This is a genomic window from Liquorilactobacillus mali KCTC 3596 = DSM 20444, from assembly GCF_000260415.1.
In the GTDB taxonomy this organism is placed as follows: Bacteria; Bacillota; Bacilli; order Lactobacillales; family Lactobacillaceae; genus Liquorilactobacillus; species Liquorilactobacillus mali.
Genome location: NZ_BACP01000062.1, coordinates 60,921 through 85,426, shown reverse-complemented (window position 1 = coordinate 85,426; position 24,506 = coordinate 60,921). Strand labels below are relative to the sequence as shown.

Below are 24,506 nucleotides of genomic sequence, written 5' to 3'. Positions count from 1 at the left end.
ATTTGATGAACGCTCAACACTCGTACTCACTAAAGAATAGGTGTTAATGTGAATGGTGGGTGATGCTCCCACTGATATGCTCTAGAAACAAATCAATTCTATGACATTCACTGCCAGTCCCTTGGAAAAGGTACGGATGCTTAACAAAACCAAGCGACTTTGAAGAATACTAAATTCCTCATTTTATTTAGATAGTTGACAGCGACAAATACTATCGCCCTATCTCCCAATCCTTTATGTATCTGAGTCGTAATTCAGAATAACCCTATTGATGAGTAGGGAGTGTACAAGTTATCATCTTGTACAGTGGACATCTTCTACTAGCCTAGCCCGATGCCAGCCAAAGGTTTTTTGTACAATATTCGTCTTGGTCAGTATCATATTATGAGTAGACAAATATTGTACTCATTCTCTAGTTACTAGACCTCTTTGACGCTTTTTACGACTCAGATTTGTTAATGCAACAAGCTAGACTATCGAACTAATCAAAAGCCTATTTTTATGGATTCAAACCAAGGGGATATTGTTATCAACCTCAACCATGTTATTATTATATAACTCATTTGTATAAATGTCAATATTACTACTATTATTTCTGAAATAAATTTGTAAATACGTTTAACAGAATTATCACCAATAGCAATATTGTAATAGCTAACCTAATATATGGGTGGTCTACGAGATCGTAATTTCCAATTGAGAGGTGTGTCCCTTTACTATAAGTCATAATGACAAAGACAAAAAATACTGAAATTATGCCAGTACCTACTCCGTTCAAGAATTGTAAATAATCACCCCTTTCTGCTTTCGTCCATATCATGCAATGCGCCCAAATGAGCTACAATTGAATTAGAATATATCTTTAGAGCTTCTTCAAAATCCAATCCTGAATCGTCAACAAATTTGTTGAGCAATAGTTGCAAAGCTCTTATTACGACTACTTCACATTCATGTTGGTTTGCGTCTTTATCAAACTTTATCTTAAAAGTTTCATCTTTATTGTCATCAATCTGTATAACTGTTGCTGTAAGAATCTTCTTCTCCATGAGTTCAGCCTTCTTTCATAATTAATCTTGATTACTATTCTGTTCCATGACTTCACCCATGCAAGCGCCAAATGATGCAGCCTGTTCTCTAATCCAAGCTGGATCTTTCATTAGTTCCTCAATCTCTTCTTGTGTACCAATACGTTGAGCTGTCCAAGGGTTCTCAATATCAGATAACGGCATTGCGGTCTTCAAAGTATCATAATCAAGTGGCATACTATCAACTGTTACACATTTATGATAATCACTCCACATTAATTGTGTAGTTTTCTCACCTTCAAAGAATAGCTTTTCTGGATCTGGCTTTAATTCAGCTAGAAGACCAATAGCTTCATTGAAACTATATGTGTCTTCATCGTTGAGGATTCTTGCTATGAACTCTTCTCGTGGTATCAAAGTCTTTCGTATCATCTTATTTTCCTCCTAGCATTGCTTTCTCTTGGTTAATGATTCCTCTATTGGTAACTTCAAAGTCCTTGTCACTCCATACTTTATTAGGGAATTTTTCTCGGATATCTTTAACATACCCGTCATGAGTCATGATAGGGACACGATTGTCCCCAACTACGTTCTTGATTGTTTCAATTTTTGCATCATCAGAGACATCTTTTAGTCCAAGAATGCCCGCAATAATGTTTACTGTTTCTTTAGCTTTCACTTGTTAGTCCTCCTCAAAATCAACATCAATCTTTCTATTTTCAAATTTCTTATAGGCATCAAAATATAATTCCTTCCTATCTCCGTTGTAGGTTATTTCATAGTACATTTCATCAAGTAATCTCGTACTTAAACACGCCTTGCTATTTTGCAATGTTTTAGATGACCAAACAACGTACACATCTGATTCGCCAACTAAGGTCTGATTTGTAATGTCTAAATGTTCATTAGTATAACTTACCACCAACCTCTTACATGCCTTAATAAATTTTTGACTATCCACTCTGTTATCACGCCCCTTTATTTTTATCATAAATAACAATACTATAATTTAACTAATATGTCAATATTACTACTATTGTTCATATTTATCTAGAACGTTTCTGGGGAGCAACAATAGTCATAAAACAATATGGATGTTCTTTTTCATATTCTTGTATACTGTTTATCTTCTTAGGATAACCAATGTTTTCAGCACTGTATTCGTTCTCGTTGAGTTCCTCCTTGAATAGATTTACTAAGGAGTCATAACCCTTTTTGTAATCCTTGCTTTCCTTAGTTTCCTCAATGATCTCGTTGTAATCATCTTGATACCAAATCTTTTCCATTACATTGTCATTAACAGCACTTACTACCCATTGAGGATAAGTGTCTTCCTTAGATATGATATCCTGTGGCAATTCATTAATAATATCAGACAAACGATATCTTCTTTCAAAGCTCATATACAGTTCATTAACAACCTCTTCATCTGCATTATCTGAATGAATGTAGGATAATATACTCTTATCGTCAGAAAAATACCAATCTAATATTTGATTGCGCATGGTGATAAACTCGTCACCCTCTGGTAATTTTGTACCCGCTGTATCGAAAACCTTGTACTCATTGTTGTGTGACTTACGTCGGCACTAAAGTACCGAGCTTCTAGGAACAAGCATAACTTATCTCATACATTTCAGTATTCGACAGCGGTTTACTCTATTTACTAAGGTTTAGCCCAAACCAAGTTTTAATATATTTTTACTTGCGTTTACATCTCTATCTAGCTGTGTATGGCATTGAGGACAAGTCCAAGCACGAATATCTAGTTCGTGTTTACCATCATCATATCCACAATTAAAGCAGAGTTGACTAGTCTTGTATGGATTAACCACACTAAGGACTTTGCCATACCATTTGCACTTATATTCCAACATTAGTCTAAGCATTCTCCAAGATTGGTTAGCGATTGCTCTGGCTAATTTGTGATTCTTAATCATATTATTAGTTTTCAAATCTTCAATCACTATTTTGTCATAGTCTTTAACTAACCCAATTGTAATCTTATGAAGATAATCTTTCCTCTGGTTAGCTATCTTTTCACTATATTTAGCGACCATCTGTTTAGCCTTGGTATAGTTCTTAAAGTTGGCTAGTTCTCTAGGTTCAACGACTTTGTTGTGTTTATCCCAAGCTATTTCTTTTTGTGCTAATAGCCTTCTTCTAGCTAGTCGTTTTTCCCAATAGTGTTTCTTCTTAGCAAGAATCTGATCAAACCTAATTGTCGGATATTTAACAGCATCTGATGTAATTATTAAATCAGCTATCCCCATATCCAAACCGACAGTTTTATTTGTCTTACTAAATTGTGTTTGATTTTCACACTCAATTAGTAAAACGCAATAGAACTTGCCTGTTGGACTTAACTGGATAGTCGTTGACTTGATTTTGTCATCAGTGAATTTCCCTCTGTACTTCATAATGCCTAATTTAGGCAGCTTCAAATAATGATTATCAATCAATCTAACATTGTTATTTATACATTTAGATTTAAAACTTTGCTTTGGAAATTTTCGCGACTTAAATTTAGGATATCCCCCAAGCTTCTTAAAAAATCTTTGGAAAGCTACAGCTAGAGTTTCACAAGTGTCTTGTAGTGAGGTGCTCTCAGCTTGTTTTAACCATGGATATTCTGTTTTTAATTGCCTTAATAAGAAGTTCATTGCAAAACCATTTAAGAACTTAGAATCTTTATTATTTTTATAACGCTTGCTTTGCATATCCAACATCTGATTCCAAACAAATCTAGTTGCCCCAAAGTTCTCAACTATTTGTTTTTGTTGTTCTAAATTAGGATATATCCGTAGTTTAAGGCCTTGATACATTCAGGTTCACCTCCTTTGATGTCAAGCTTTTCTCCAAAATTTCAGCATATTGAGAACCAAGTAACAGAATACAATTCTGGTCGGTCAAGGCACTAATTCATCTTACGATTAAAAGCATAAGTTTTCTTAGTTACCGACCCTATAAATAAATAAATTCCATTCCTCATTCCTCCTAAAAAGTAAAGTCTGTATACCTCTCACAAAATGTAGCTTTATAGCCAGCTTTCTCCAATTCAAAAATAGCCACTTCAAGAGGACATTCAGTTGTATCATAGAAAAGACTAAATTTATTTGAACCAGTTTTTGCATGATTCTTTATTCTGTCGTTAATAAGTTCAATGTCTTTTTTTGTTAATTTTTCTAAACTATTGGCTTTATTAAGAATTTCTTTTGCTTTGTCTGCTGGAATTAAACCAGTTTTAACTTTAGGTTTCACTTCTTCCTTCTTTTTCTTAAAATTAAAAATACTCATTACGCTTTCTCTCCTTTCAATTCAATAGAATCTAGTATCAAATAAACGTTTTGGTTATCCAATAATTTTTCAAATATATCTTCAAACTTATTTAAATAACTATCAACTATTTTCTCATACTTTGCATCACTAGTGACAATCTTCTTAAACGATTTAGGTAAATCAGATATCTTCTGTACATAAGGACTTAATGAAATATCATTGCAATAATATCTACAATCAGTGTAATCTTCTTTGTGTTCAGCTAAGATATCCTGTCCCCTTTTGTACAATTTTGAAAGATTGCTGCTAGGGAACAGAAATGCGAAAATATTGAATCTAAATATTGCAAGAAATTTACTATAAAAAGGTATTTTGACTTGTTTAGCTATTGAGTAAAACTCTTTAGAATATCCCTTTGAACCTTGCAGCATTTTATTACTCCATCTCCATTTACTAAGAAGATTGAAATATGAATAGCTATGTCTTAGTTCGTCATATTTATCAAATATCTCTCGCTTTGTTTTTTCTTTATTGTCCTTGTCCCACTCAGATAAATTGACCACATTAAATATGGTTATTCTGTAATGCAGATCTTTGTTCCTATCCTTCGTTTTAACTGAAGGTTTGATAACAAAATATCCATATTCATCAAAATAATCTGAATCCGTGACAATTTTTATACCTATTCTCATTTCATATTTGATTGAATCTATCTCAACTTGTAACTTGAAACTATGTTCTCTGGCAATGTATTCTCTACTAATAACAATATCGGTAGACGCAACATAAGCTTGTTGGAGTGGTGGATAACCATCTTGCTCAAATAATTGCTTAACGTATCTTCCGATATTGTAATAATCACTTAGAGTTGGAGTAAAGTTTGGACTAAGTAAATTCTTAATCTGTTCTTTCTCTTGCTCTGTGTACTCGTTCTTATCTTTCATATACAAGAAATTGAACATTTTTGAAGGTGTCCATTCTCTTGAAGATAATAAATCATATGCAAGAGATACACTCTTAACATGTTTCTTCACTTTCTTTAATTCTAATTTTTCTACCATACCTTACCCCTTTTTTAATTATTCATTTCTATACATTCCTCAACCATTTTCCCAATTAGTACAGTTTCATCTCTATCAAGAAATTCAACTAAACCATATATTTCCAAACCACCATAAGATACAGTCATTAGCAATGTTAATGAGTCCCTAATTTGTACAGTATTCCCACGTCTATTAGCGGTTAGATAATAACCGTTGTCAGCATCATTACCACGTAAATTATTAAATTGTTCAATCAACTTGTCTAATTCGTCCATTTCGTCAACCCCTTTGTAATGCTATTATACTATGCACGCACTTAATCCAGCAGCGGTTTTCTTCATTCTAGATAAAATATGAGTTTTATCATTTGATAATTGCTATCTGTTTGACATAATCATTGTCAAGTCCATGATTGTGAATCTCATTTTGCGTAAACTCATATAGGCAATTTCTGAAACTATTTAACTCTGTCGCAATTACTTCTCCATCTGGTTGCAATGCGTAATACATGTCGTTGACGTGTGGAACTTTAAGAAGGAATGTGATCTCATTGTCTTCTTTCCTATTTGTCACGATTGGCTCTGGGTCATCATATGTGTATGCCATAATTCTAGAAAGTGGTGGCAACTTTTTGAAAAGTCTGTATAAAAGCTCGACTTCCATGAGATTAATTTCATCAATATAAATATCAATGTTTTCTATCCCAGACGGTACAACAGTTCCAACAAAATCATTTAGAGTTAAAATCTTATATTCGTGCCATTCATCATTAGAGGAGTTTATTCTTCTCTCTAATGAATCCGCCATAGGTCTGTCAGAAGTAAGAATGATGTAATTTAATCCTTCTTGCTTTACGTGTTTATTGACTAATTCAATCAATTTTGTAGTCTTGCCTGTACCACGCTTTCCTGTAATTGCCTGTGCTTTACCTAATACATTTTTGATATTCATATCTATACCTTCCTTTAATTTAATTTGATTACTTCGTTCGGAACTACATTACTGTCCACTATCTTAATTTTTCCAGAGACTAACATTAGTACATTGTCTCCATCCATTTTCATTGCTAAATATTGTGGATTCTCTTGGCTTCCATAAACATAAATATCACCAACGTCTGATTGGCTGTAAAAGATTAGTTGACCACCTTTGATGAATGAAGACAAGTTGAAGTTTCTATATCCTATTCGATTCATCATGTAACCAACCAGTCCCATATCGTCATTGCTCCAAGAGGAATGAAATCTTCGGTTTAGAGTATTCATGTCTAAATTTTCGACTTCATGAGCATATCTTAAAATTGACTCATCATGAGCATTTTTAATACTCTCTTCTCTTTCGATCTCTTCGTATCTCGCTTTATTGTTGCTAGACACTTTCGTGATATTTCTGTACTTTTTCTTGACAATTGTAATATTACTACTATCACTAATGATGTGCTGCTTTATTCCAATAAATGAAACACCGATTAACAATGTTATTGTAATGAATACAATAAACCTTTTCATGTTTCCCTCCTTTATTTTACTACTTTCAAAGTATAACTCGTCATCTTTTAAATGTCAAATTTACTACTATTAAAATTTGACAATAAAAAAACCATTGGCTGTTCAGACCAATGGTAGCAGTGTTCAAATAGATTTTATTTGAATGTATTTAGGATAACATGATTCAAATTTTACTACAAGATTATTTTTGCTTTTTACCATTCCATATTGCAAAGAATCTACCATATACCGCTGAAGCTGTATAGAATAATGTCATAGCCAACATTGGCAATGCTGCTTGTGAGTAACCGTCTTTCAAAGCGTAAAACCAAAGAGCTATATTAACAGCGTCAGACACTAACCATAAAGTATATGTTTGAGTATAACGTGTAAAGCATAATACAGAAGCAACTGCTCCAATTGCGAGTGCCAAAGAATCCCAATATACATTGTAATCATTCATAATTCGTAAATGTCCAATGTGATATAATGCAAACCACAACGCTAATACTGCAATAATAACTAGTAAATATTTCCAGAATGCCTTAAAAATATTTTTGATAATAGATAGAATCTTTTTACCAAATTTTGATTCTCCTGTTGAAAATGTGTTTTTAAGACTATCAACATCAATTAGATTTTTAATTTCTGAATTATCTCCACGACCCCATGTGCGCCATTTCAGCATTAGGGGAATATCAATTAAGAATAGGAAGAACAACTGGTCTAAAACGCTAAAGTAATGATGTGCTGGTAAATTTACAGTAATATATGCTATTACACTCACAGCACCCAGCATTCCGTTAATTGGGTGTCCAGAAGCCATACTACATACACATGCCATACCGAATAATGTCCCTAATAATGCCATAAATGTTATAAATTGAATTTGTCCAGTTAGAAAAAGGATGGTTTCCATTCCAGCTCCAAATCCCCACATTGTCCACATTGATTTTGGTACAGATACCAATTGTTCCTTAATCCATCCGAAATAATTTCCTTCAAAACGTCCTGTTAAATTTTCCATTAAATAAATATCTCCCTTAATTTTTATTAGCTATTTTAATTTGCTTATCCAGTCACACCCAATTTTCTGATGACATGACTTTCTTGATCCATATTTGAAAAGTCATTGATTAGGTGGGGCGTTCTGATTCTTTACTATGACCATTCACCTCCACAAAATTGTAATATTACTACTTTTAATTAAGGTTATTTCTAACCTCTGCCTCTACACTTTTTCTTGGAACATACCTGATATAAACTCTATTTATTTCAGGTATAGGGGTAACCTCAGCAACATTGCCATAAAACAGGTTGAAAAGACCTTTGTTCCCAAAAAGAAAATCACAAATTTCCTCGTCTTCCTTATTTTTATAATACGTAACACTTTTTTTGCCTTTTTTAAGATTAAAGTCCAGATCTTCCATGATAGTCTTTAATTCTTTATGATATTTTTTCTCGAACTCTTCCTTGGCTCTAATCAAGCCTTCAAAATATGATTCCCTAAGAGTATGTCCACAAAATAATTCATCTTTGCTTTCATTCATCCGTATGTTTACTCCAATCTTTTCTAAGAATTATTGCAATCTTATTAGCTTCATGTCCCCAAAATCTTAAAATCTCTTCTTCTTCAAGTTCATCGAAAGCTCTCAAAGCTCTTATTAAAGGAGAAGTAGGATAGTTACCAGATTCACCATATTTAATTCCATAAGTCATGACTAACTTAGACGTATTAAGAGGAATTAATCTACCACCAGTTTTCCTACTAATCTCTGCTGCCTTTTCTACATCCAATAACAATACTTTATTACGTGATAGAGCAGAACCCTCATCGGTGAGATAATAACCATCATCACTTGTTTCTATTGCATATTGCCCTCGTTTTGTAGCAAGAATATATTCTCCATTTTTAAATGTTACATAACCACTTTTCATATCTGTTCCTCCTTGATTATTATGAAATTAGTTCAAAAATCTTTAATGATGGATCTCCATTGTATCTAAAAGTTGGATAAGCCAAATTCTCAATTCGACCATAAGTCAATTTTCCTTGTTCAAGTGTAACAACGGTTCTTTCCTCAAAGTCGCTCCAATTATTGATTTCTGTTGGACGGTACTTGTTCCCCCAAGAAATAACTCGATCAACGATTTGTTCTTCAAGAAATTTCATTAACAACTCCCACTCTCTTTCGGTTTTAACTAAAAAATTGGCATTACCACTCTGCAATTGACGCATCTTCTTTCCCCCATATATTTTTGATTCGTTATCGCTATGAATAATAGTATACTGGAACACAAATAATATGTCAATATGTGTACTATCAAAATCTTTTCATATTACAAATTTTTCTTATAGAGCCTACTTCCGCAATGTGGACAGAATTTGAACCCTTGATAGTCCATAGTAGGGTAGCCATTCTTACAATGTTCACAATATGAACTAATTTGTTGCAAATCTAAATTTGAAGCAAGTCCACTAAGAATTTGCATAACAGTAAACCGTGAATCATTATTTTCAATAATCAGTCTGGCAGATAATCTAATCAGCTCTGCTAACTCATTATTCGACATTGAGACAGATAAAATCATCCGTTCTCTTTTGTCAAAGGTAATTGTACCACCATGTTTTACCATAATCAGTCATCTCTCTTTACAAATATTAAATTTTCTTCACCGTATATCCCTAAATGAAAACCGAATGATGTAGGAATCTTGACTTTATACTGAATATAATTATCGTCACTAGCCTTTATCCTTCTAATATCAACAATAGTTCCACTTAAATAATTCATCGGATCTTTGGCAGTTGTAGTAATTCTCACTAAATCACCAATATTGTATTTACGTTTCATAGTTCATACCCCTTTTATTTATTTAATAAATAACTATTATTATAAATATTACCCTTTACCATATGGTCAAAGCTCAACATATCTGAATCGGCTAATCCATGAACAATATCCCATACAGAAAAGAACAGTCCACTACTATATTTGACTCCATATTGTCCATTGATTAATTCAACAACGCCATATTCTCTTTTAGCACCATTCTCATCAGTAATTTTGACACCAAAAATATCATTAGCAAAGACTTGTATACCAACTCTATCATCAACTTTGGTGTACTCATCTGCTGCTTTGACTTTTACAGGATTGAGTTTAGCCCAAGGATATGACACTGCCTTAGATGAACCGAACTCACTAATAAACATAGTTCCAAAACTATTGAATAGTAATGCTCCGTAAATCATCTTGCCTTTACTTGTTAAACCTCTGAACTTGTTTTCCATTATTTATTCCTCCAATTAAGTGTTTCATATTATTAAAATATGTATACTATTAAATTAATAGTATTTTTAATTATCAATTTTCTCATTCTTTATCCAATCTGTTGCCGTGTTCCCCACCTCAACAATTCTGCGTCCATTCACATAATATTCGATAGCTTGCTCTATAAATGTGAAGGTAGAACCCTGTGCTTCTCGTGCTTTTTCAAAAGTTGGATAAATTCCAAGACAATCATGGAATTTACTCATTAATACATAAACACGTTTATGATCTTTTGTTCCAGTTGCCACAACCACTTAATATCTCACCACCATTCAAACTCAATGTTACTTTTCGCCAATTCCTTATCAACATAATCACGCATTTTTGAACTACCTCTTAGATTATTAACGGAGATCAATATACGACTATCGTAATCCGTGTTAGGCTCACCTATATCTGCTTGCGCTCCCGCATTAAGAACATCTGCAAGACCAACTCTCTTAATGTTAGTTCCCTTGTATGATAGGTGAGATTCCGCTGCAATAAGACACCACTGACACATCACCCATATGTCAATATTGATAATATTGTTCGAGTTTACTTGCGGTGTTTTCTTATCCCAAATCATCTAAAGACCCTCCTATAATTTAAAGAACAACTCAACGAATACATAAACAAATACGATTAATTCATATATTTCAAACAATATATATTGCAGCTTATATCTTTCTTTAAACAAATATTTTAGATATCCGTCCTTGTTGTCAACTCGATTCACGATACTAATTCTAATATTGCCCTCAATAAACTCACCTACAACAATGATTATCAATAAGAGAATGCTCACGTTGTCTCCAACACAAAATATTGCAATTAATAACGCTGGAATATACATGAGCATTCCAAAACAACCAGCCATACAGTCCATGGACTTGTAGTTGTCATCATTCAAATCTTTCAATCTACCCTTAATTTTTTCTTCACTTCTGAATAACCCACATATACCAGTAATGTTGGTATAAATTAGTATTCCCAATAAGATCAATGATATAATTACCATTTTTTACCTCTTTCTATTTAAAATATTTACCAATCTGTGATACTGTTGTTAAACTCTTATCACTATATCGCCTGTAATTATCCATCATAGTACGGAAAAGCGGTTGATTTTCCATGATTAAACTGTAAAGTGCATTACCAAGCGGATTAACCAATTCTTCATCACAAGAATAGTTTTCAAGACCAGCTTCATGTAATGTTGCATGAACTAGTTCGTGAACTAATACTTGTTCCATTTTTTGAGCAGATAAACTATTGTCTATCTTGATCTTGTTTTCCTTAAAGAGCGTCACGCCCCAACAAGGTTCTCCTCCGTCCCATAATTTTTTAGTCCTAGAAACCTTATATCTCACACTGTTAATGTTGATATTCATATTTCTAGTATTGATTTTGTTGTCCATTACTACCTATCCTCCTCTGTTTCAAATGCGTCTTCGACAATCTTATCAATCGCCTCTTCCGACTGTCCAAAGAACTTATTAAAGAAGTTCTTCTTATGTTTCAACTCGTCCAACTCTCTTAACTTGGTAGCAATCTTACTATCAAACAATTCATTCATTAGAGTAACGTCAATCTTCATTTCATCTGGACTAATTGGCATAATCTCGATCTCTTTTGTTTTAGAATTAATTGAAATAAAGGAAACGTCAATGCTACTTGAAAAATTACTATTACTAATCTGTGCAATTCTAACAGTAGGAAGAGACTTAAAGTTGAGGAAATCTACAATAATGCCGTCTGATATTTCTGGATTGCTGTAACGATTATCTAGAATCTTAACTGTATCTCCAATGCGATATTCTGTTACCTTTTTGATCTTTGTGTCTTCTACCTCAAACTTTGTTCCATTCAAATCTACGACTTTACTCATTCCAATTCCTCCATTTTTTGATTGTTTTTATTAATAAAACACGTCTTTTATTACCCACAACACTCGACAAATTGGACAACATAATCGTTGCATTGATCTTCTGCTGCCAAACTATCTCTTTCTTTCATAGCTTTTCCCATATCTGCATACAGACCAAGTAAGTAAAAATCTTCATATTCTTTTCTGTATAATAGCCACATACCTTCACCACCCGTTCAAGAATCTCCTTTATTAAACAGATATATTACTATTTCAGTAGCCAACATATCGAGAATGAGCATAATAACAACTACGACAAACGCCCAGAAAAGGAAATACGTTGAAGTAATTCCCAAGATTGTCAACGCAACAAATGTCAATATTCCTACTCCTAAAGTAGTTGAAACAACCATTGACAATTTAAGCAATGAAATGTATAAATTTGTCTTTCCCATTTTAATCCTCCAATTTATTCTTAGCTAAGAAGTCTTCTTTTTCTTCAATTGATAACTCTTTAACTTTTTTAAATAGTTCATCTAATTTCCAATTAACTTCTTTGTTATGTTGGTATTGTTCGCTCCATTCATCGGCTAGATCTGGATTGTCAGTGAGGTATTCCGTAAGTCCAAGCATTGAACCACCATCTGAAATTGGGAATGAACCACGCAGTTTAAACTTCTCTTCACGTGATTGACCAACAAATTTTACGTATATTGAGCTGGTGTTTATTCTCGTTACAGATATTTCCTCTTCTCTGTACGTTGTATCTTCTTTCCCAAAGAAATCAATATCTTCTATGACTACATACAACTTGTCCCCGACCTTATAGTCTCTAGGCTTCTTCTTTTTGACGTTCCCCATTCTGATCCTCCCAATCTATCGCATTCTCTTTTACAAGTTTCATCTTCTTATAAAATACTGACGAAACAAGTCCTGATTTGAATAATACCTTAAAACATTTACATACACCCGTACCAACGATAATTCCTAGTGCTTTAAAATCGTCCGTGTCTACGATCACTGAATTTCCAATTTTAAATTCATGTTCTACCTCAATCAATTCTGGGTGCTCAAGTGCTTTAACAAACTCAATTTGTTTTTTAATATTGCCGTTTTGAAGCTCTTGATAATACAACCTTTTATTTAAGGTGTCGTATTTTCGTGGTATAATCGTTGACATTATTTCTCCAATATCAAGGCGAGATTTGATACTACATAGATCATCAAACTCTTTCTTTTCTTCGACTGTCATTCTGATTTTTTCTGGTTTTGGTGTGAAATCTTCAACTTTACCTAAGATAGCCTCGTCACTAATAACAAGATCATCGCCAAACATATTGTAATCTTTTAATATTGCATAACTTGCTACATTACTGATTGAATCAATATCTCTCATGCCTTTAATCTCGACAACTACCTTATCGCCTATTTCATAGTGTTTCATCAACTATATCCTCCTAATCTATATAGTCTCCTAACAATTCTTTCAAGTCCTTGATCTCATTATTGATTTGTCTTGCTGAATATTCACAACGTCCCTTGACTGTGTCTTCGACATTATTTACCTCAGACATTAAATCATCAATAACTTTCAGCAGAGTCTTAATATTTTCACAACTGGCGCTGTCATAATCTGTTTCACCAACAAAATTAATGTGACCCACAAGTTTCATGATAATTTCTTTAATAGTCATTTCAGAACCTCTTAACTTATTCAAAGTATGCTACCTCTTCATATTCTCTAAAACCATGACCACAATGACATAAATGTTCAGCAGATTCTATATCTTGGCAAACTCCAAAAATTTTAGATATTCCCTCAAAAGATTCTGACTCATAAACAACGTAAACTGTTCTTGTACGCCTCATTTTCCTCCTCCTCCTCAATTTCCCAAGGTTCTCTTGTGTCAAAAACATCTTCTATCTCTAAGTTTTCTCTATACCTCTCCAGTGCCGACCAATCTGGTTCTTGCATTTCATATCAACTCCCATACGTTTAGAAATTATAGGTTTGATTAAATACTCGACCACTAAAGCAAATATCAAAATACCTAAGATTATTAAAAATGAATACATTGTTATTATACCTCCTAAATGTCAATATTACTACTATTAAATTATTTCTGTTGCAATTACAAATCCATACTTATCATACTTGCTAATAATGCCATTATCTATATTCCTAGTGACAAGAGTGTTATTTTCAATCCACATCTCATGACCATCATTGCGCATACGAACCTTTGTGTCCTTTAACTGATCGTACCATTTTCTAGCTCTCTTCTGACTCATATTCTTTTCCTCCTCTCAATAAGGAAAGTAAGTTGTTACTCCTTCTATCTCAGAATCAGTAAGTCCTTTTTTATTGCATTTCCTTATATACTTATTAAAGTCTCTAATATTTTTAAGAGTTATTCTAATATCCCCACATTGATTCAAATCAAAATCAGTATTTAATTCTTGTTGAAGTCCTACCATAACATCTTCATCAATATCTTTAGGATTACTTCCACATACTATGAATAATATCTTTTTTGATAATTCATCTCTATTTTTAAAGCTACCATATCTTTTAGTACGTTGAGTAAAGGTGGGTAACTTATCATCTACTACATCTAATTCTCCACCAAAATACATATTTACATATACTGGATAATGTAAAACACTTTTAGTCATTAAAATCCACTCCCTCTAATATAATCTTCATCAGCTCTACAAGTGTCTTGCGCATCAGAATATCCGTCATAAAAAATATCTTCTTCATCTTCTGATAGAGGACTGCCATTTAGAGTATTGTGTCGAGCAATAGCTTTGTCACAATCGTCAATACTTCTGCCATAGTCTTCTTCTCCATGGCCGTAACCAATTTCATATATATCTTTATTCATGAATATCTCTCCTTATCTTAAATACTCTTGATGTAGCATCGTTTCATTATCCATATCCAGAAGAGATTGTGGCTCTTTAAAAGCCCCTAAAATTGTACCATCACGTCTATCATAATAAATATATATTAGCATGAATGCCCTCCTATAATTTGTAATCAAACTCTCCAGCCTTGTGCAACCTTACAACTGTTTTTGGATGTTTTGTATCTTTGTTCAACCATTGAACTCTCGGCATTATGTTCTTATCGTCTTTGATCGCTACGCCGATTAACGCATCAATCATAATCTTAAAGAAATTATTGCAGTCTTGATTTTTTCTCTTCAGAACGAAACCACAATCTAGATACCAATATCCGTCTTTTGTCTCTTCCATATCAAACTTTTGCTTTCTGATTGCTCTCAATGCGTCAAGTCTGAACATTGTCTTCCAATCCTTTGACAGTTTTGTTTCATACATAACAGGGAACTTCTTTCTCCCGACTGTTTGTATTCTAGGCGCTAAATACTTATTCACTGATATAGGTAAATATTCCGCCTCTATTCTTAGTTCATTTTTCATAAACTATACACCGCCCTAATAAACTCATCTGTTGCTTTCCCTCCAGCAGCGTGTTCGTGTCCACCACCATTAAAGTATTCTTTAGCAACTTTTGATACGTCTATATTCAAGACACTTCTAAGTGATAATTGTCTGCCATTACTTCCATGTAACACTATTGAGAAATCTACATCTAACTCTCTGCACATTGCGTTACCAAGATTAGAGATATATTGTTCAGCATAAACTACTGCGATGTCGTATTCAGCAAATCTTATAATATTACTATTCTTGATTTTGCTTTCAATATACTCTGCTTCTCTTTCTTCCACTGCATAAATGAAATTCCTATTTTTATTCAATATCTCGTCAACACCAGCAGATGCTACGATTGATAATAAATTGAAACGTTGTGAAGGCGGGTAAAGATAGAATAAGTCATTCAATTTCTTAGCTTGTATTGCTAATTCACTAGCACTATTGAACCATTCCCAAGTATCATACAGTCTAACAACCTCTGCTAATTGTCCAATTTTTCTGAATTTTTCAATCTTCATTAATTCAATCGGTGTAGCATACTCTACAAATACTGTTGTTATTGAGGTTGCTGAATGCTCATGGTCTCCCATGTTTTGATAATTGTGAACATTGCTAGGATATTTTCCCATACTCCATACTGCTGTAGCATGATGGTCAAATACTTGCCACTTGAATCCATACTCCTCTGATTTTCGATCCAACAAATTAAGCACTTCTTCTGACGGTGTCAAATCCATAATGTAAACTTCATCAGTCAATTTTGCCTTGTCACTATTTAAGAAAACTATAATGTCGTCATCAATCGTTCCCTCTTTTCCAGTAGATGAAAATGTCGGAGGGTAGAAAGTAAGGTCACCCCTTTTCATAGTTAGCAATTGTCTTAAAATAACTGGAGACGCTACTCCGTCTAAGTCATTATGTGAAAACATTTTGATATATATTCCTTCTTTTGTCATGTGTAACTTCCCTTCTTAATACAAAAACCACATTTAAAATGTGGTTTTATTTCAATATAGAATTGTGAGTAATCTTGATCTTCTATTTAATTCATTCAGGTAGTATTCATATGTTGCACCTTTACGCACACCAACCTTAATTAGATAGTTTAACGCCTCGATTAACTCCCAAGTCTTTAACTTCCTAATATCCATATTATCTTCTCCGAAATTGATATTTCCCCGAACCAATTCCTCAATGATAGTATATCAATACTAGACCAAAATGTCAATATGTGTATTATTAATCTTTGAGTTTAAATTCATAACCCTTGTGTGTCTTCTGCTTACCCTCGATACAATTATCAACCATGACAGGGTTCAATTTATTCTCTTCTACAAATTTATCGAACTCTGCACTCGGATAATTGAATGTGGCTTGTGAGTCTTTGCTAGTTACTACTATTTGTTGACTAGGCTCTTTAACTTCTTCTTCAGCATATCCATCTTCTTTAGGTTTAACTTCTTCCACGGCTTCTTGAACTACTTCTTCAACCTTGGCTTGCTCTTTTTCTACTGGTTTTTCGTTCTTAGTCTTCTCACGAACAACCTTAACACCTCTGATCTGTTCTCCATTTGACAGTTTTACAAAATCGGCATAATTAACTCCTCCTACCTTATAAACTCTGACCAAATGTGCCTTTTCTCCCTTAATCTTAAATACCCTCATTCTTATTACTTCCTTTCTTTTTGTTCTTTTCTATAATTTTCATAGCTTGTAAACGAATTAATGCCCCTAGTTCATTATCATGTAACTTCTTACTTGATTTTCCAACTGTACTCTTCAATGTCTTAGGTGACGTGACGATATAGGCTAAATTAGATGCTCTAGTGATTGCTGTATATAACAGCTCTCGTGTATCTAACATATATTGGAATGGTAAAGATACGATTACACATTTAATTGTGCTACCTTGTGACTTATGAACTGTCATAGCATAAGACAAATTAATGTATTTTATATCCTTGCTCCCGATAATAACTCTGCCAATACCGTCAAAATTAACTGTCATCTTATCTAAATGACCCTCAGCATTAAGTACAATCTCTTCAACTCTTCCAGTATTACCATTGAAAATTGGCAAACTCTTTCCGTCAACATCTTGTGTCCTAGGATTATTACGTGTATTGATTACCCGATCGTTTTCTCTGATAATGAACTTCTCTCCACCACCTCTATTTAATTCAACCTCTAATAAATTGGGGTTAGGTGGGTTGACTAATTTCTGACACGTATCATTTAACATGTTACAGTTTGTAGTTCCAGAAGAGATTGTCGGAGTGATAATCTGTGTATCATCTACACCAAATTTCTTGACCAAAGTCTTATATATCCTCATTGTTTCAATCGGAATATTTGACTCATTTGAAGGAACAAAAGTATATCCTAAATCTTTCTTAAAACCATAAACTTTATACTTGTGTTTCGTAGATAACTCTGATGGATATTTACCTTTACGAAAGGCTATTGAATGAGTAATCATAGCGGAATCTTGCGCCTGTCTATGAATCTTCTTCAAAGTGAATGTCGGAATTGCCTTAGACTTAATTATCTCTTCCATGACACCCACACCAATTGAATCCAACTGTCCGCTATCACCAATCATAACTAACTTAGCTCCACTAGGAATAGCCTTTAACAATGCGTAAAAGATATCTATATCAACCATGGATATTTCATCTAAAATTACGGCATGAGTAGGTAGTTTCGTGTTTTCATTGTAAAAGAAACCTTCTTGTGTATATCCAAGCAATGAATGAATGGTACTTCCCATTTTACCTGTGATCCCAGCTAAATTTTGAGCAGCCTTACCAGACAATGCACATTGTTTATACTCATAATTATTCTGCTGTAATATTTGTAGGAAACCATTAACGACAGAACTTTTACCAGTACCAGCTAAACCTTGTAGAAGAAAGACGTTATATTTCGTCATCTGATCAATAACATTTCGCTGTTCATCAGAATATTCCCAACCTTGTTCTTCCTCGGTCTTTTTAACAATCTTATCCTGACCCTCAATTTTTAAGTGTTTCTTGCATAGCAATATTCTCAACAATTCTCTTGATATACCTTGTAATGTATTAAAAGTCATTTTGGTACTTATTCTTCGTTCGTTTTCATGAGTATATACAACATATTTATCACTTTCAGCTAAATATTTTGTTATATATTTCAAGTCACACTCAAAGATCTCATTCTTCAAATAAAGCAAAAACTTATTCAAATTGATATATGAGTTCCCGTCCATAGCAAGATTACTAAAGAAATTCTCAATGAACGCTCTAACACGTCTTTTATCGTTAGGTTTGATACCATGCTCTAAGGCTTTGTTATCTATCGTTTTAAAACCAACTCCCGATAATTCCATGAGGCTATATGGATTTTCTTTGAGTGCTTTGATTGCTAACTCAACTGAACCCTTTTTCTTAATAACCTTTCTTGTGAACTTAGGAGTGAAACCCCACTTACTAAACTCAATATATCCTTCGCTGTAATCTTTTTGGGATTCGTATGTCTCCAACAACTTATTAGCATAACTATCGCCAATACCTTTGATTGTCTTTAACGCTTCAATATCTCCATTCTTGAAAACTGCGATAGGATCTTCCAACGTTTCATAAATAGCCTTTGTTTTAATTCCACCTACTGCAATGTTTAGGAACTCTTTAAAATCTTCTTGACTAAGAGAGTCAATCGGTTTCTTACGTTTCATATACTGGATAGTATATTGCTTCCCGAACCGTGGGTGATTCTCAATTGAACAAGTAAACTCATAATCGGTATTAAACAGTATATCCGCATCACCTTTAAGAGTCCTTAACTGGCCGTCTTCACACGCAATATCCATTATTTTGAAGTCATTATCTTGTGACTCAAATTTAATTCTGTTCAACCTTCCTGTGATTTTAACACTTTCTGTATCTGCCATTAACAAGACACCACCATGTTCAATAGCGCAACTCCATCTTCAAAATTGTAGCAGTCCATTTTAAGCTCTGCTTCATATAAGACAACAACCGTCTTGCCGTTTTCAATTAATTTGTTAATCTCTTGTTCTTTCACAACTACATTACTATTAGTGTTAATTTGTTCAAAAGAATCTCCACCAACATGTGTGGTCTTGAACATATAATTTGGACGACATTTAATGAGAAATTTCGTCATTCCAAAATCTCTTTTAATTCTAAAAGTTAAATCTTCATTTCCTAAGATGCTCATACATTTCTTCCCCCTCTACCAACCATTGTCTTTGGTTAAATACTCTCCAGCGTTCATTAATTAAAACGCAATTTTTTGAATAATATCGAGTATTCCTTATGCTTATATCTAGAAAATCGGCAAGTTCACCAAAAGTCTTGAATCTATTGAGCTGTCCAGTCTTAACATCTAAGGCAAAGAATCTTCTAGCTTTTGAAATTATGTTTGTAATAGCCCACTCTGTCTTGCAATATTCTTTCGCAAGCTCTTTAATAGTCCAACCTTTGAGATAGTGTAATTCCATAATTTTCCTTGCATCTGAATTATTCTCACGATATTCTCTAACCTCTTCCTCACGTCTCTTGGCATATTCTTGAATGAATATAATTCGAGGATCTGTATCAGGAAGTCTATTAGCCCACATTTCAGTCCTATCAAGGTCTCGCAATACATCATAGAAGTCATCGCCAAAATATTTCAAACTATACCACCATCCTTAATTCAAACGGTGAGTTCTTGTAGAAATCATTTTTTGTTATCATATTCTTAATGATGTTCTCTTCTATACCTAAATCAAACGCTGCCTTGTTAATTGAACTCCATGTTTTCTTGCAAACATTATCCACGTAATAACCAATTGTCTTTGAGTTATTTGAATGTACAAGATTAAGTCTATTTATGTCAAAATTACTACTATCACGAACAACTTTCCAACCCTTATCTAGTTTCTCAATAAATGCCTCATAGATAACTTGATCTTTCTTTGTTGTTTGTCCACTCTTCTTAAAAGGATGTTTGAATGAAACTACTGCATTTTCGTCATTCTTATCACTAATGGCTAACCTCTTGAACAAAGCGTTGTACTTGTTCTTTTTGAAAACTTGTCCATCAAGTGTAATAATATAAAACCCTTCCCAACCTAATACCCAACGTGCATCTTGAATACCTGTTTCTTTCTTAAAATTATCTAAAATAATTCCATACCTTAAATTCATATATTCCTCCTAATGTCGAATTTACTACTATTAAATTTTAATACATTGAGAGCAATTAGTCAACACAAAAAGGACTGCTAAATGCAATCCTTTCTGAAGTTTAGTTATATTCTGGTGATATTCTTACTTTTCCAATGTCTTTAACAGTATTTCTACCACGATTAACTCGCAATACAACCTGTTCACTTGTTGAACCTTGTCTATTCTTATCCCAAAATACAACAAAGTAATCAAGATCTTCATTTAAAGTCATTCTTTTCCCAGACATTCCTTTAACCTTTAATGCGCCTTTTCCTTCTCCTTTTTCTGATTCTGAAATTAAACGAACTAGAATTAAAGAAGAAACAACATCGGCAACATTCTTTGACATACCTAAATCATTTTGACTAAGGTATTTACCTTTAGGGTTCTTTGACATCTGATAGGTTACCCACACATGGCAATTCTTATTTGTTGGTTTGACTACGTTATACAACTTAACCATGTTCTGTTGTAATAACAACCATGAATTATCAGACATATTTGCGTTCGCATCGTTATCCAGTTTCAATGTATCAATAATAAAATATTTGATACCTAAACCAGTAGCATACTTTTTAACTAATTTAATAGATTTGTTCATTGAGAAGTTATTCAAGTTCACAAATTGAATAAGTCCGCTATCCATTTTATTTTTCAACCATTCTGACGCTTTAGCTAGTGCTGCTTTCTCTTCCTTGTCAAACTTTCCTTGACTAAAACGTGTCTTATCAAAAGTAACGCCTTCTTGAAGATTGTTGATCTGCCAAGTCAATAAATCTCTTTGCCATTTTGCCTTGTCTTCCTCGTTGGCAATGATCATAAGTGGTTCTTCTAAGTCGATATGTGTCGGCAATAATTGGTTCAATGTTAAGAAGGTCTTACCAACACCAGAGTTGGCTGCTAACATTGTAATGTTTCCTAATGCCATACCGTTCTGAACACTGTTCATTAATGGAGATGCTAAAGGCAATCCTCTATCAACTCCTGAATCGGCTCTTTCAATCATTTCATCAATACCACTTACGATATTTTCTACTTTCTCGTCTCCAAAATCTGCATCTAAGAATATTGAACTTAATTGTCCTTCAAGATAATCGGACAAATCTTCCAACCTCATTTTGGAATATTTATTCCAATCGTTCTTGATAGGATATCCTTTTTCAACCAATTTCATTAAGATTTTGTATCGTTGAATTTCAGAATAGAAAACATCAACGTTTTCATCTTCAATCATTTGTGAACCACGAGATATCGTATCATAACCACCGTTTGCTGAATAATACTCTTGAAGTTTATCAGACTTAGATTGAATATATTCTTCAACAGCAATCATATCTACGACCTTTAATCTCTTTCTTGTTAATAGGTCGTTTAAGATTCCATAATAAAGTCTCCATGAAGCGTTCGAGATATCTGGACTTTTTAGGTCATACTCGAAAAAGAGATCTGGGTTTTTGTACAAAGAAAGTACAAATTGACTTTCTGCTATCTCTTTATGCTTCAAAAGCTCTTTATAAAACTCGGATTTTATCATACTATTTTTCTCGTTTTTCTTCTCGCTCAAAAAGAACCCTCCTATTTCTATACCACAATCTTTCCATCGTAAATTTTTCATCACGAATAAATTTGTCTATACTGTATCTGTCAAACTTTAAAAAGAATTTATCTTGAATATATTTCCTTTTCAATAAGTTATAAAAGTCATCCAGTATTCTTGATACATGTTCGCCACCAACTGCATTAATAACCTCTTGTATCAGCTCTGTCTTTACCTTAGACTTTGTAACAGAATCTTTGCCAAAAGAACTCAACAATATAACTTCATTCTGTTCAATTGTGTCATTGTAAAATTGTAAAATCTTATCGTCCATACATACCACCTAGACAAAGTCAAATTTGCGTTTGACTGTTCCCTTTTTAACATAATCAGCTACTTGTACCTTTTCTACCTTAATTTCCTCGGTCTTTTCGTTCATTTTGTTAATCTTGCGCAATCGCTTATCCATACTTGCAATATGTTTATTAATAATAAATATCGCAAAGTTTATTAGGTGTTGATCATCATTAAAATTCTGTTTCTTTAATGCTTGCTGTATTTCAATGTTCGCAACTTTCATGGTTGCTAATATCGTATCGAACGAATAACCTTTCTTAATCGTTCTTGTATTAGTTCCATTTGCCGTGAAATTACCAGTACGCAAACCTAGCAGCCTTTGTACTGCAAACTTTGGTAACGTATCAGAATCGTCTAAGCCAAGAATATCCGTTTTAAAATATTCTCCTACTTGCATCCATACGTTGTTCTCTTGCTTTCGTTTGTACATATCCTCATGTTCATTGACGAACTGCTTAACACAATCAACGTGAAAAGAACGATTATAGTTCCGAACTTTCCCATTCTTACATACTAAGGGGACTGGTTTCGTAACCAAATCTTTCTCTTCTAAATCTTTATTACAGTAATAGCATTTTTTTAATTTGCTAATTTCTGCCCCCATTTAGACACCTTCTATAATCCTATTTTTTTGATCTCATACTCGTCCTTCCCCACGATAACTACACCCTGAGAACGTGACGATTTTGAACCAATAGTGTCTACTGAATACTCATCGATTCCCTTAATACTCCCGAAAGTAACTTGATACTCATTCATGCCAACTTCTAGCATGGTAAAGTGGTGGATATGACCACCAATAACAGCCACGAAATGTTCTCCATACATTGAGCTTAACTCGGCTAACAACGTCTTCTTTTGTAGATTATTCAAGTCTCCATGAATAAAGCAGAAAACGTATTTGCCAACCTTGATCCAATGCACGTAATCTCTCTTAGCTTCTATATACTGAACTCTACTGTTTGAATATTTAGCATACGTCTGGACAATCTTATTACTTACTCTGATAGCATGATCTGCACTCAGATTTGACTTCTTATTCCCTTGCAATCTATCATGGTTACCCGCAATAGCTGAATATTTAACTGGAACATAAGAAGAAATTGTTTCAAGAAATTCTATGACTAACTCAGTAGCATTAACTATCTGTTCTGATAATGTTTCCTCTGCATTGTATAGATTTTGGTTTCTCATATATACGTTTTCAATCAAGTCACCTAAGTTCATAACATAGACAGATTTAACATTTTCCTTTTTGATATTCTTTATAACTTTTTGAGCATATTCATTTAATAACTCTCTGGCAATTTCAGTGTTGTACTTGTTCTCTGGGATATCTACTAAAGCGCCATAATGAAAATCTGATAAACAAACAATCATTTCCCTTTTTTCTTCTTTGGAATTGGCACGATACTTATTGAAAGAGCTAGGCTTAACAAAGTCTTTCTCTTTAATCGCTTCCTTAATTTCCTCTAAGAACAGAACGTCCTTATTGACCGCTCTGACAAGTTTTCTGATATTTCTTCCTTGTGCTTGTAGTTGTAGTTTTGAAGAGTACAACTCTCCGACTTCTTCCTTGATACTCTTTAACTTATTATCCGCAACTAAATCTACGTGCTTTACTGCGGTGGGTAGAGTCCCACGTTTTCTCTGTACAGCTTTAATCAGACAGCGATATCCTTCGTTTGTATCACTGTCATAGAAACCCTCTTTCCGCATCATACGTTTATGTGCAGCCCAAGATGTACGTCTTGTCGGAGATGTCTTTTGAAGTTCCTCTTTTATTCTGATAGCAACATCAAGATGCTTATCACTTACTACAACTTTATTACCTTTTCTGTTTATATAACTACGCATTTCTTCGCTCCCTTAGAATTGCGCAACACCTGTGTTATATTGATGATATCGAAAAAAGG

Annotated in this window: 44 protein-coding genes; all 44 read right to left on the bottom strand. The window is 33.6% G+C overall.

The features are described 5' to 3' along the window. Positions 1–791 precede the first annotated feature (791 nt). The 44 genes from GSM_RS11565 to GSM_RS11340 all read right to left on the bottom strand — a co-directional run bounded on the left by GSM_RS11565 (position 792) and on the right by GSM_RS11340 (position 24,447). A complete protein-coding gene (locus GSM_RS11565; RefSeq protein WP_010078301.1) occupies positions 792–1,046 on the bottom strand; it encodes a hypothetical protein in 255 nt (84 codons plus the stop codon). Positions 1,047–1,067: 21 nt separating this feature from the next. Continuing rightward, positions 1,068–1,457 carry a hypothetical protein gene (locus GSM_RS11560; RefSeq protein ID WP_010078300.1) on the bottom strand — a complete coding sequence of 130 codons (390 nt, stop codon included), beginning with the start codon at positions 1,455–1,457 and terminating at the stop codon, positions 1,068–1,070. A 1-nt stretch (position 1,458) separates the two neighbouring features. Further along, positions 1,459–1,704 carry a hypothetical protein gene (locus tag GSM_RS11555; RefSeq protein WP_010078299.1) on the bottom strand — a complete coding sequence of 82 codons (246 nt, stop codon included), beginning with the start codon at positions 1,702–1,704 and terminating at the stop codon, positions 1,459–1,461. Between the two features lie 3 nt (positions 1,705–1,707). Beyond that, entirely contained in the window at positions 1,708–1,986 is a 279-nt protein-coding gene (locus GSM_RS11550; protein WP_010078298.1) for a DUF6275 family protein, read from the bottom strand. A gap of 85 nt (positions 1,987–2,071) precedes the next feature. Continuing rightward, on the bottom strand, positions 2,072–2,530 hold the full coding sequence (locus tag GSM_RS11545; protein ID WP_010078297.1) for a hypothetical protein: 459 nt from the start codon (positions 2,528–2,530) through the stop codon (positions 2,072–2,074). Between the two features lie 168 nt (positions 2,531–2,698). Then, the gene (locus GSM_RS11540) at positions 2,699–3,850 is read right to left on the bottom strand and encodes an RNA-guided endonuclease TnpB family protein (protein WP_010078296.1); all 1,152 of its coding nucleotides are present in this window, start codon (positions 3,848–3,850) and stop codon (positions 2,699–2,701) included. A gap of 172 nt (positions 3,851–4,022) precedes the next feature. Continuing rightward, the gene (locus tag GSM_RS11535; RefSeq protein ID WP_010078295.1) at positions 4,023–4,322 is read right to left on the bottom strand and encodes a hypothetical protein; all 300 of its coding nucleotides are present in this window, start codon (positions 4,320–4,322) and stop codon (positions 4,023–4,025) included. Continuing rightward, a complete protein-coding gene (locus tag GSM_RS11530; protein ID WP_010078294.1) occupies positions 4,322–5,365 on the bottom strand; it encodes a hypothetical protein in 1,044 nt (347 codons plus the stop codon). Before GSM_RS11530 ends, GSM_RS11535 begins: the two co-directional genes overlap by 1 nt. 14 nt (positions 5,366–5,379) lie before the next feature. Then, complete coding sequence (locus GSM_RS11525; RefSeq protein ID WP_010078293.1) at positions 5,380–5,622, bottom strand: hypothetical protein; 243 nt, start codon at positions 5,620–5,622, stop codon at positions 5,380–5,382. Between the two features lie 88 nt (positions 5,623–5,710). Beyond that, positions 5,711–6,298 (bottom strand): hypothetical protein, encoded by a 588-nt coding sequence (locus GSM_RS11520; protein ID WP_010078292.1) that lies wholly within the window; start codon positions 6,296–6,298, stop codon positions 5,711–5,713. Between the two features lie 14 nt (positions 6,299–6,312). Continuing rightward, positions 6,313–6,855 (bottom strand): hypothetical protein, encoded by a 543-nt coding sequence (locus GSM_RS11515; protein ID WP_010078291.1) that lies wholly within the window; start codon positions 6,853–6,855, stop codon positions 6,313–6,315. A 181-nt stretch (positions 6,856–7,036) separates the two neighbouring features. Further along, complete coding sequence (pnuC, locus tag GSM_RS11510; protein ID WP_010078290.1) at positions 7,037–7,861, bottom strand: nicotinamide riboside transporter PnuC; 825 nt, start codon at positions 7,859–7,861, stop codon at positions 7,037–7,039. Positions 7,862–8,036: 175 nt separating this feature from the next. Next, on the bottom strand, positions 8,037–8,384 hold the full coding sequence (locus GSM_RS11505) for a hypothetical protein (protein ID WP_010078289.1): 348 nt from the start codon (positions 8,382–8,384) through the stop codon (positions 8,037–8,039). After that, entirely contained in the window at positions 8,377–8,772 is a 396-nt protein-coding gene (locus tag GSM_RS11500) for a hypothetical protein (RefSeq protein WP_010078288.1), read from the bottom strand. Before GSM_RS11500 ends, GSM_RS11505 begins: the two co-directional genes overlap by 8 nt. A gap of 19 nt (positions 8,773–8,791) precedes the next feature. Further along, complete coding sequence (locus GSM_RS11495; protein ID WP_010078287.1) at positions 8,792–9,073, bottom strand: hypothetical protein; 282 nt, start codon at positions 9,071–9,073, stop codon at positions 8,792–8,794. 101 nt (positions 9,074–9,174) lie between these two features. Next, the gene (locus GSM_RS11490) at positions 9,175–9,471 is read right to left on the bottom strand and encodes a hypothetical protein (protein WP_010078286.1); all 297 of its coding nucleotides are present in this window, start codon (positions 9,469–9,471) and stop codon (positions 9,175–9,177) included. A gap of 2 nt (positions 9,472–9,473) precedes the next feature. Next, on the bottom strand, positions 9,474–9,689 hold the full coding sequence (locus tag GSM_RS11485; protein WP_010078285.1) for a hypothetical protein: 216 nt from the start codon (positions 9,687–9,689) through the stop codon (positions 9,474–9,476). Between the two features lie 14 nt (positions 9,690–9,703). After that, the gene (locus GSM_RS11480) at positions 9,704–10,129 is read right to left on the bottom strand and encodes a hypothetical protein (RefSeq protein WP_010078284.1); all 426 of its coding nucleotides are present in this window, start codon (positions 10,127–10,129) and stop codon (positions 9,704–9,706) included. Positions 10,130–10,195: 66 nt separating this feature from the next. Beyond that, positions 10,196–10,423, bottom strand: coding sequence for a hypothetical protein (locus GSM_RS11475; protein ID WP_010078283.1), 228 nt, complete (start codon positions 10,421–10,423; stop codon positions 10,196–10,198). Positions 10,424–10,431: 8 nt separating this feature from the next. After that, a complete protein-coding gene (locus GSM_RS11470) occupies positions 10,432–10,737 on the bottom strand; it encodes a hypothetical protein (protein ID WP_010078282.1) in 306 nt (101 codons plus the stop codon). Positions 10,738–10,749: 12 nt separating this feature from the next. Beyond that, positions 10,750–11,169, bottom strand: coding sequence for a hypothetical protein (locus tag GSM_RS11465; protein ID WP_010078281.1), 420 nt, complete (start codon positions 11,167–11,169; stop codon positions 10,750–10,752). Between the two features lie 13 nt (positions 11,170–11,182). Further along, the gene (locus tag GSM_RS14305; RefSeq protein ID WP_010078280.1) at positions 11,183–11,569 is read right to left on the bottom strand and encodes a hypothetical protein; all 387 of its coding nucleotides are present in this window, start codon (positions 11,567–11,569) and stop codon (positions 11,183–11,185) included. Positions 11,570–11,571: 2 nt separating this feature from the next. Continuing rightward, positions 11,572–12,039 (bottom strand): hypothetical protein, encoded by a 468-nt coding sequence (locus tag GSM_RS11455; protein ID WP_010078279.1) that lies wholly within the window; start codon positions 12,037–12,039, stop codon positions 11,572–11,574. A 50-nt stretch (positions 12,040–12,089) separates the two neighbouring features. Further along, a complete protein-coding gene (locus GSM_RS15110) occupies positions 12,090–12,239 on the bottom strand; it encodes a hypothetical protein (protein ID WP_155820755.1) in 150 nt (49 codons plus the stop codon). Between the two features lie 15 nt (positions 12,240–12,254). Further along, a complete protein-coding gene (locus GSM_RS11445) occupies positions 12,255–12,473 on the bottom strand; it encodes a hypothetical protein (protein WP_010078278.1) in 219 nt (72 codons plus the stop codon). 1 nt (position 12,474) lies between these two features. After that, complete coding sequence (locus GSM_RS11440) at positions 12,475–12,879, bottom strand: beta barrel domain-containing protein (RefSeq protein ID WP_010078277.1); 405 nt, start codon at positions 12,877–12,879, stop codon at positions 12,475–12,477. Next, positions 12,851–13,462: a hypothetical protein gene (locus GSM_RS11435; protein WP_010078276.1), complete on the bottom strand. Its 612-nt coding sequence runs from the start codon at positions 13,460–13,462 to the stop codon at positions 12,851–12,853. The genes GSM_RS11440 and GSM_RS11435 overlap by 29 nt, the downstream gene beginning before the upstream one ends. Before the next feature lie 13 nt (positions 13,463–13,475). Beyond that, positions 13,476–13,736 carry a hypothetical protein gene (locus GSM_RS11430; RefSeq protein WP_010078275.1) on the bottom strand — a complete coding sequence of 87 codons (261 nt, stop codon included), beginning with the start codon at positions 13,734–13,736 and terminating at the stop codon, positions 13,476–13,478. Continuing rightward, positions 13,729–13,887 (bottom strand): hypothetical protein, encoded by a 159-nt coding sequence (locus GSM_RS15105; RefSeq protein WP_155820753.1) that lies wholly within the window; start codon positions 13,885–13,887, stop codon positions 13,729–13,731. The genes GSM_RS11430 and GSM_RS15105 overlap by 8 nt, the downstream gene beginning before the upstream one ends. Positions 13,888–14,130: 243 nt before the next feature. Further along, positions 14,131–14,310 (bottom strand): hypothetical protein, encoded by a 180-nt coding sequence (locus tag GSM_RS11415; protein WP_029327441.1) that lies wholly within the window; start codon positions 14,308–14,310, stop codon positions 14,131–14,133. A 15-nt stretch (positions 14,311–14,325) separates the two neighbouring features. Beyond that, positions 14,326–14,694, bottom strand: coding sequence for a hypothetical protein (locus tag GSM_RS11410; protein ID WP_010078274.1), 369 nt, complete (start codon positions 14,692–14,694; stop codon positions 14,326–14,328). Continuing rightward, positions 14,694–14,906 (bottom strand): hypothetical protein, encoded by a 213-nt coding sequence (locus tag GSM_RS11405; protein WP_010078273.1) that lies wholly within the window; start codon positions 14,904–14,906, stop codon positions 14,694–14,696. Before GSM_RS11405 ends, GSM_RS11410 begins: the two co-directional genes overlap by 1 nt. 142 nt (positions 14,907–15,048) lie before the next feature. Continuing rightward, positions 15,049–15,465 carry a RusA family crossover junction endodeoxyribonuclease gene (locus GSM_RS14300; RefSeq protein WP_010078272.1) on the bottom strand — a complete coding sequence of 139 codons (417 nt, stop codon included), beginning with the start codon at positions 15,463–15,465 and terminating at the stop codon, positions 15,049–15,051. After that, complete coding sequence (locus GSM_RS11390; RefSeq protein WP_010078271.1) at positions 15,462–16,439, bottom strand: DHH family phosphoesterase; 978 nt, start codon at positions 16,437–16,439, stop codon at positions 15,462–15,464. Before GSM_RS11390 ends, GSM_RS14300 begins: the two co-directional genes overlap by 4 nt. A gap of 51 nt (positions 16,440–16,490) precedes the next feature. Next, the gene (locus tag GSM_RS15100) at positions 16,491–16,634 is read right to left on the bottom strand and encodes a hypothetical protein (RefSeq protein ID WP_155820751.1); all 144 of its coding nucleotides are present in this window, start codon (positions 16,632–16,634) and stop codon (positions 16,491–16,493) included. 88 nt (positions 16,635–16,722) lie between these two features. Then, a complete protein-coding gene (locus GSM_RS11380) occupies positions 16,723–17,148 on the bottom strand; it encodes a hypothetical protein (protein WP_010078270.1) in 426 nt (141 codons plus the stop codon). Beyond that, on the bottom strand, positions 17,135–19,411 hold the full coding sequence (locus tag GSM_RS14295; RefSeq protein WP_010078269.1) for an AAA family ATPase: 2,277 nt from the start codon (positions 19,409–19,411) through the stop codon (positions 17,135–17,137). Before GSM_RS14295 ends, GSM_RS11380 begins: the two co-directional genes overlap by 14 nt. Continuing rightward, entirely contained in the window at positions 19,411–19,701 is a 291-nt protein-coding gene (locus GSM_RS11370) for a hypothetical protein (protein ID WP_010078268.1), read from the bottom strand. The genes GSM_RS14295 and GSM_RS11370 overlap by 1 nt, the downstream gene beginning before the upstream one ends. Next, on the bottom strand, positions 19,682–20,161 hold the full coding sequence (locus GSM_RS11365; RefSeq protein ID WP_010078267.1) for a sigma-70 RNA polymerase sigma factor region 4 domain-containing protein: 480 nt from the start codon (positions 20,159–20,161) through the stop codon (positions 19,682–19,684). The genes GSM_RS11370 and GSM_RS11365 overlap by 20 nt, the downstream gene beginning before the upstream one ends. 1 nt (position 20,162) lies before the next feature. After that, a complete protein-coding gene (locus tag GSM_RS11360; RefSeq protein ID WP_010078266.1) occupies positions 20,163–20,675 on the bottom strand; it encodes a hypothetical protein in 513 nt (170 codons plus the stop codon). A gap of 100 nt (positions 20,676–20,775) precedes the next feature. Then, complete coding sequence (locus tag GSM_RS11355; RefSeq protein ID WP_010078265.1) at positions 20,776–22,260, bottom strand: DnaB-like helicase C-terminal domain-containing protein; 1,485 nt, start codon at positions 22,258–22,260, stop codon at positions 20,776–20,778. Further along, complete coding sequence (locus GSM_RS11350; protein ID WP_010078264.1) at positions 22,232–22,567, bottom strand: hypothetical protein; 336 nt, start codon at positions 22,565–22,567, stop codon at positions 22,232–22,234. Before GSM_RS11350 ends, GSM_RS11355 begins: the two co-directional genes overlap by 29 nt. A gap of 9 nt (positions 22,568–22,576) precedes the next feature. Beyond that, positions 22,577–23,194, bottom strand: coding sequence for a YorH family phage-derived protein (locus tag GSM_RS11345; protein ID WP_010078263.1), 618 nt, complete (start codon positions 23,192–23,194; stop codon positions 22,577–22,579). An 11-nt stretch (positions 23,195–23,205) separates the two neighbouring features. Beyond that, a complete protein-coding gene (locus GSM_RS11340) occupies positions 23,206–24,447 on the bottom strand; it encodes a metallophosphoesterase (RefSeq protein WP_010078262.1) in 1,242 nt (413 codons plus the stop codon). Positions 24,448–24,506 lie beyond the last annotated feature (59 nt).

Bases quoted from the DNA above. Each gene is read 5' to 3' on its own strand.
- GSM_RS11565 (WP_010078301.1), bottom strand. From the start codon at position 1,046: ATGGAGAAGAAGATTCTTACAGCAACAGTTATACAGATTGATGACAAT.
- GSM_RS11560 (WP_010078300.1), bottom strand. From the start codon at position 1,457: ATGATACGAAAGACTTTGATACCACGAGAAGAGTTCATAGCAAGAATC.
- GSM_RS11545 (WP_010078297.1), bottom strand. From the start codon at position 2,530: ATGCGCAATCAAATATTAGATTGGTATTTTTCTGACGATAAGAGTATA.
- GSM_RS11540 (WP_010078296.1), bottom strand. From the start codon at position 3,850: ATGTATCAAGGCCTTAAACTACGGATATATCCTAATTTAGAACAACAA.
- GSM_RS11535 (WP_010078295.1), bottom strand. From the start codon at position 4,322: ATGAGTATTTTTAATTTTAAGAAAAAGAAGGAAGAAGTGAAACCTAAA.
- GSM_RS11530 (WP_010078294.1), bottom strand. From the start codon at position 5,365: ATGGTAGAAAAATTAGAATTAAAGAAAGTGAAGAAACATGTTAAGAGT.
- GSM_RS11525 (WP_010078293.1), bottom strand. From the start codon at position 5,622: ATGGACGAATTAGACAAGTTGATTGAACAATTTAATAATTTACGTGGT.
- GSM_RS11520 (WP_010078292.1), bottom strand. From the start codon at position 6,298: ATGAATATCAAAAATGTATTAGGTAAAGCACAGGCAATTACAGGAAAG.
- GSM_RS11515 (WP_010078291.1), bottom strand. From the start codon at position 6,855: ATGAAAAGGTTTATTGTATTCATTACAATAACATTGTTAATCGGTGTT.
- pnuC (WP_010078290.1), bottom strand. From the start codon at position 7,861: ATGGAAAATTTAACAGGACGTTTTGAAGGAAATTATTTCGGATGGATT.
- GSM_RS11505 (WP_010078289.1), bottom strand. From the start codon at position 8,384: ATGAATGAAAGCAAAGATGAATTATTTTGTGGACATACTCTTAGGGAA.
- GSM_RS11500 (WP_010078288.1), bottom strand. From the start codon at position 8,772: ATGAAAAGTGGTTATGTAACATTTAAAAATGGAGAATATATTCTTGCT.
- GSM_RS11495 (WP_010078287.1), bottom strand. From the start codon at position 9,073: ATGCGTCAATTGCAGAGTGGTAATGCCAATTTTTTAGTTAAAACCGAA.
- GSM_RS11490 (WP_010078286.1), bottom strand. From the start codon at position 9,471: ATGGTAAAACATGGTGGTACAATTACCTTTGACAAAAGAGAACGGATG.
- GSM_RS11485 (WP_010078285.1), bottom strand. From the start codon at position 9,689: ATGAAACGTAAATACAATATTGGTGATTTAGTGAGAATTACTACAACT.
- GSM_RS11480 (WP_010078284.1), bottom strand. From the start codon at position 10,129: ATGGAAAACAAGTTCAGAGGTTTAACAAGTAAAGGCAAGATGATTTAC.
- GSM_RS11470 (WP_010078282.1), bottom strand. From the start codon at position 10,737: ATGATTTGGGATAAGAAAACACCGCAAGTAAACTCGAACAATATTATC.
- GSM_RS11465 (WP_010078281.1), bottom strand. From the start codon at position 11,169: ATGGTAATTATATCATTGATCTTATTGGGAATACTAATTTATACCAAC.
- GSM_RS14305 (WP_010078280.1), bottom strand. From the start codon at position 11,569: ATGGACAACAAAATCAATACTAGAAATATGAATATCAACATTAACAGT.
- GSM_RS11455 (WP_010078279.1), bottom strand. From the start codon at position 12,039: ATGAGTAAAGTCGTAGATTTGAATGGAACAAAGTTTGAGGTAGAAGAC.
- GSM_RS15110 (WP_155820755.1), bottom strand. From the start codon at position 12,239: ATGTGGCTATTATACAGAAAAGAATATGAAGATTTTTACTTACTTGGT.
- GSM_RS11445 (WP_010078278.1), bottom strand. From the start codon at position 12,473: ATGGGAAAGACAAATTTATACATTTCATTGCTTAAATTGTCAATGGTT.
- GSM_RS11440 (WP_010078277.1), bottom strand. From the start codon at position 12,879: ATGGGGAACGTCAAAAAGAAGAAGCCTAGAGACTATAAGGTCGGGGAC.
- GSM_RS11435 (WP_010078276.1), bottom strand. From the start codon at position 13,462: ATGAAACACTATGAAATAGGCGATAAGGTAGTTGTCGAGATTAAAGGC.
- GSM_RS15105 (WP_155820753.1), bottom strand. From the start codon at position 13,887: ATGAGGCGTACAAGAACAGTTTACGTTGTTTATGAGTCAGAATCTTTT.
- GSM_RS11415 (WP_029327441.1), bottom strand. From the start codon at position 14,310: ATGAGTCAGAAGAGAGCTAGAAAATGGTACGATCAGTTAAAGGACACA.
- GSM_RS11410 (WP_010078274.1), bottom strand. From the start codon at position 14,694: ATGACTAAAAGTGTTTTACATTATCCAGTATATGTAAATATGTATTTT.
- GSM_RS11405 (WP_010078273.1), bottom strand. From the start codon at position 14,906: ATGAATAAAGATATATATGAAATTGGTTACGGCCATGGAGAAGAAGAC.
- GSM_RS14300 (WP_010078272.1), bottom strand. From the start codon at position 15,465: ATGAAAAATGAACTAAGAATAGAGGCGGAATATTTACCTATATCAGTG.
- GSM_RS11390 (WP_010078271.1), bottom strand. From the start codon at position 16,439: ATGACAAAAGAAGGAATATATATCAAAATGTTTTCACATAATGACTTA.
- GSM_RS15100 (WP_155820751.1), bottom strand. From the start codon at position 16,634: ATGGATATTAGGAAGTTAAAGACTTGGGAGTTAATCGAGGCGTTAAAC.
- GSM_RS11380 (WP_010078270.1), bottom strand. From the start codon at position 17,148: ATGAGGGTATTTAAGATTAAGGGAGAAAAGGCACATTTGGTCAGAGTT.
- GSM_RS14295 (WP_010078269.1), bottom strand. From the start codon at position 19,411: ATGGCAGATACAGAAAGTGTTAAAATCACAGGAAGGTTGAACAGAATT.
- GSM_RS11370 (WP_010078268.1), bottom strand. From the start codon at position 19,701: ATGAGCATCTTAGGAAATGAAGATTTAACTTTTAGAATTAAAAGAGAT.
- GSM_RS11360 (WP_010078266.1), bottom strand. From the start codon at position 20,675: ATGAATTTAAGGTATGGAATTATTTTAGATAATTTTAAGAAAGAAACA.
- GSM_RS11350 (WP_010078264.1), bottom strand. From the start codon at position 22,567: ATGGACGATAAGATTTTACAATTTTACAATGACACAATTGAACAGAAT.
- GSM_RS11345 (WP_010078263.1), bottom strand. From the start codon at position 23,194: ATGGGGGCAGAAATTAGCAAATTAAAAAAATGCTATTACTGTAATAAA.
- GSM_RS11340 (WP_010078262.1), bottom strand. From the start codon at position 24,447: ATGCGTAGTTATATAAACAGAAAAGGTAATAAAGTTGTAGTAAGTGAT.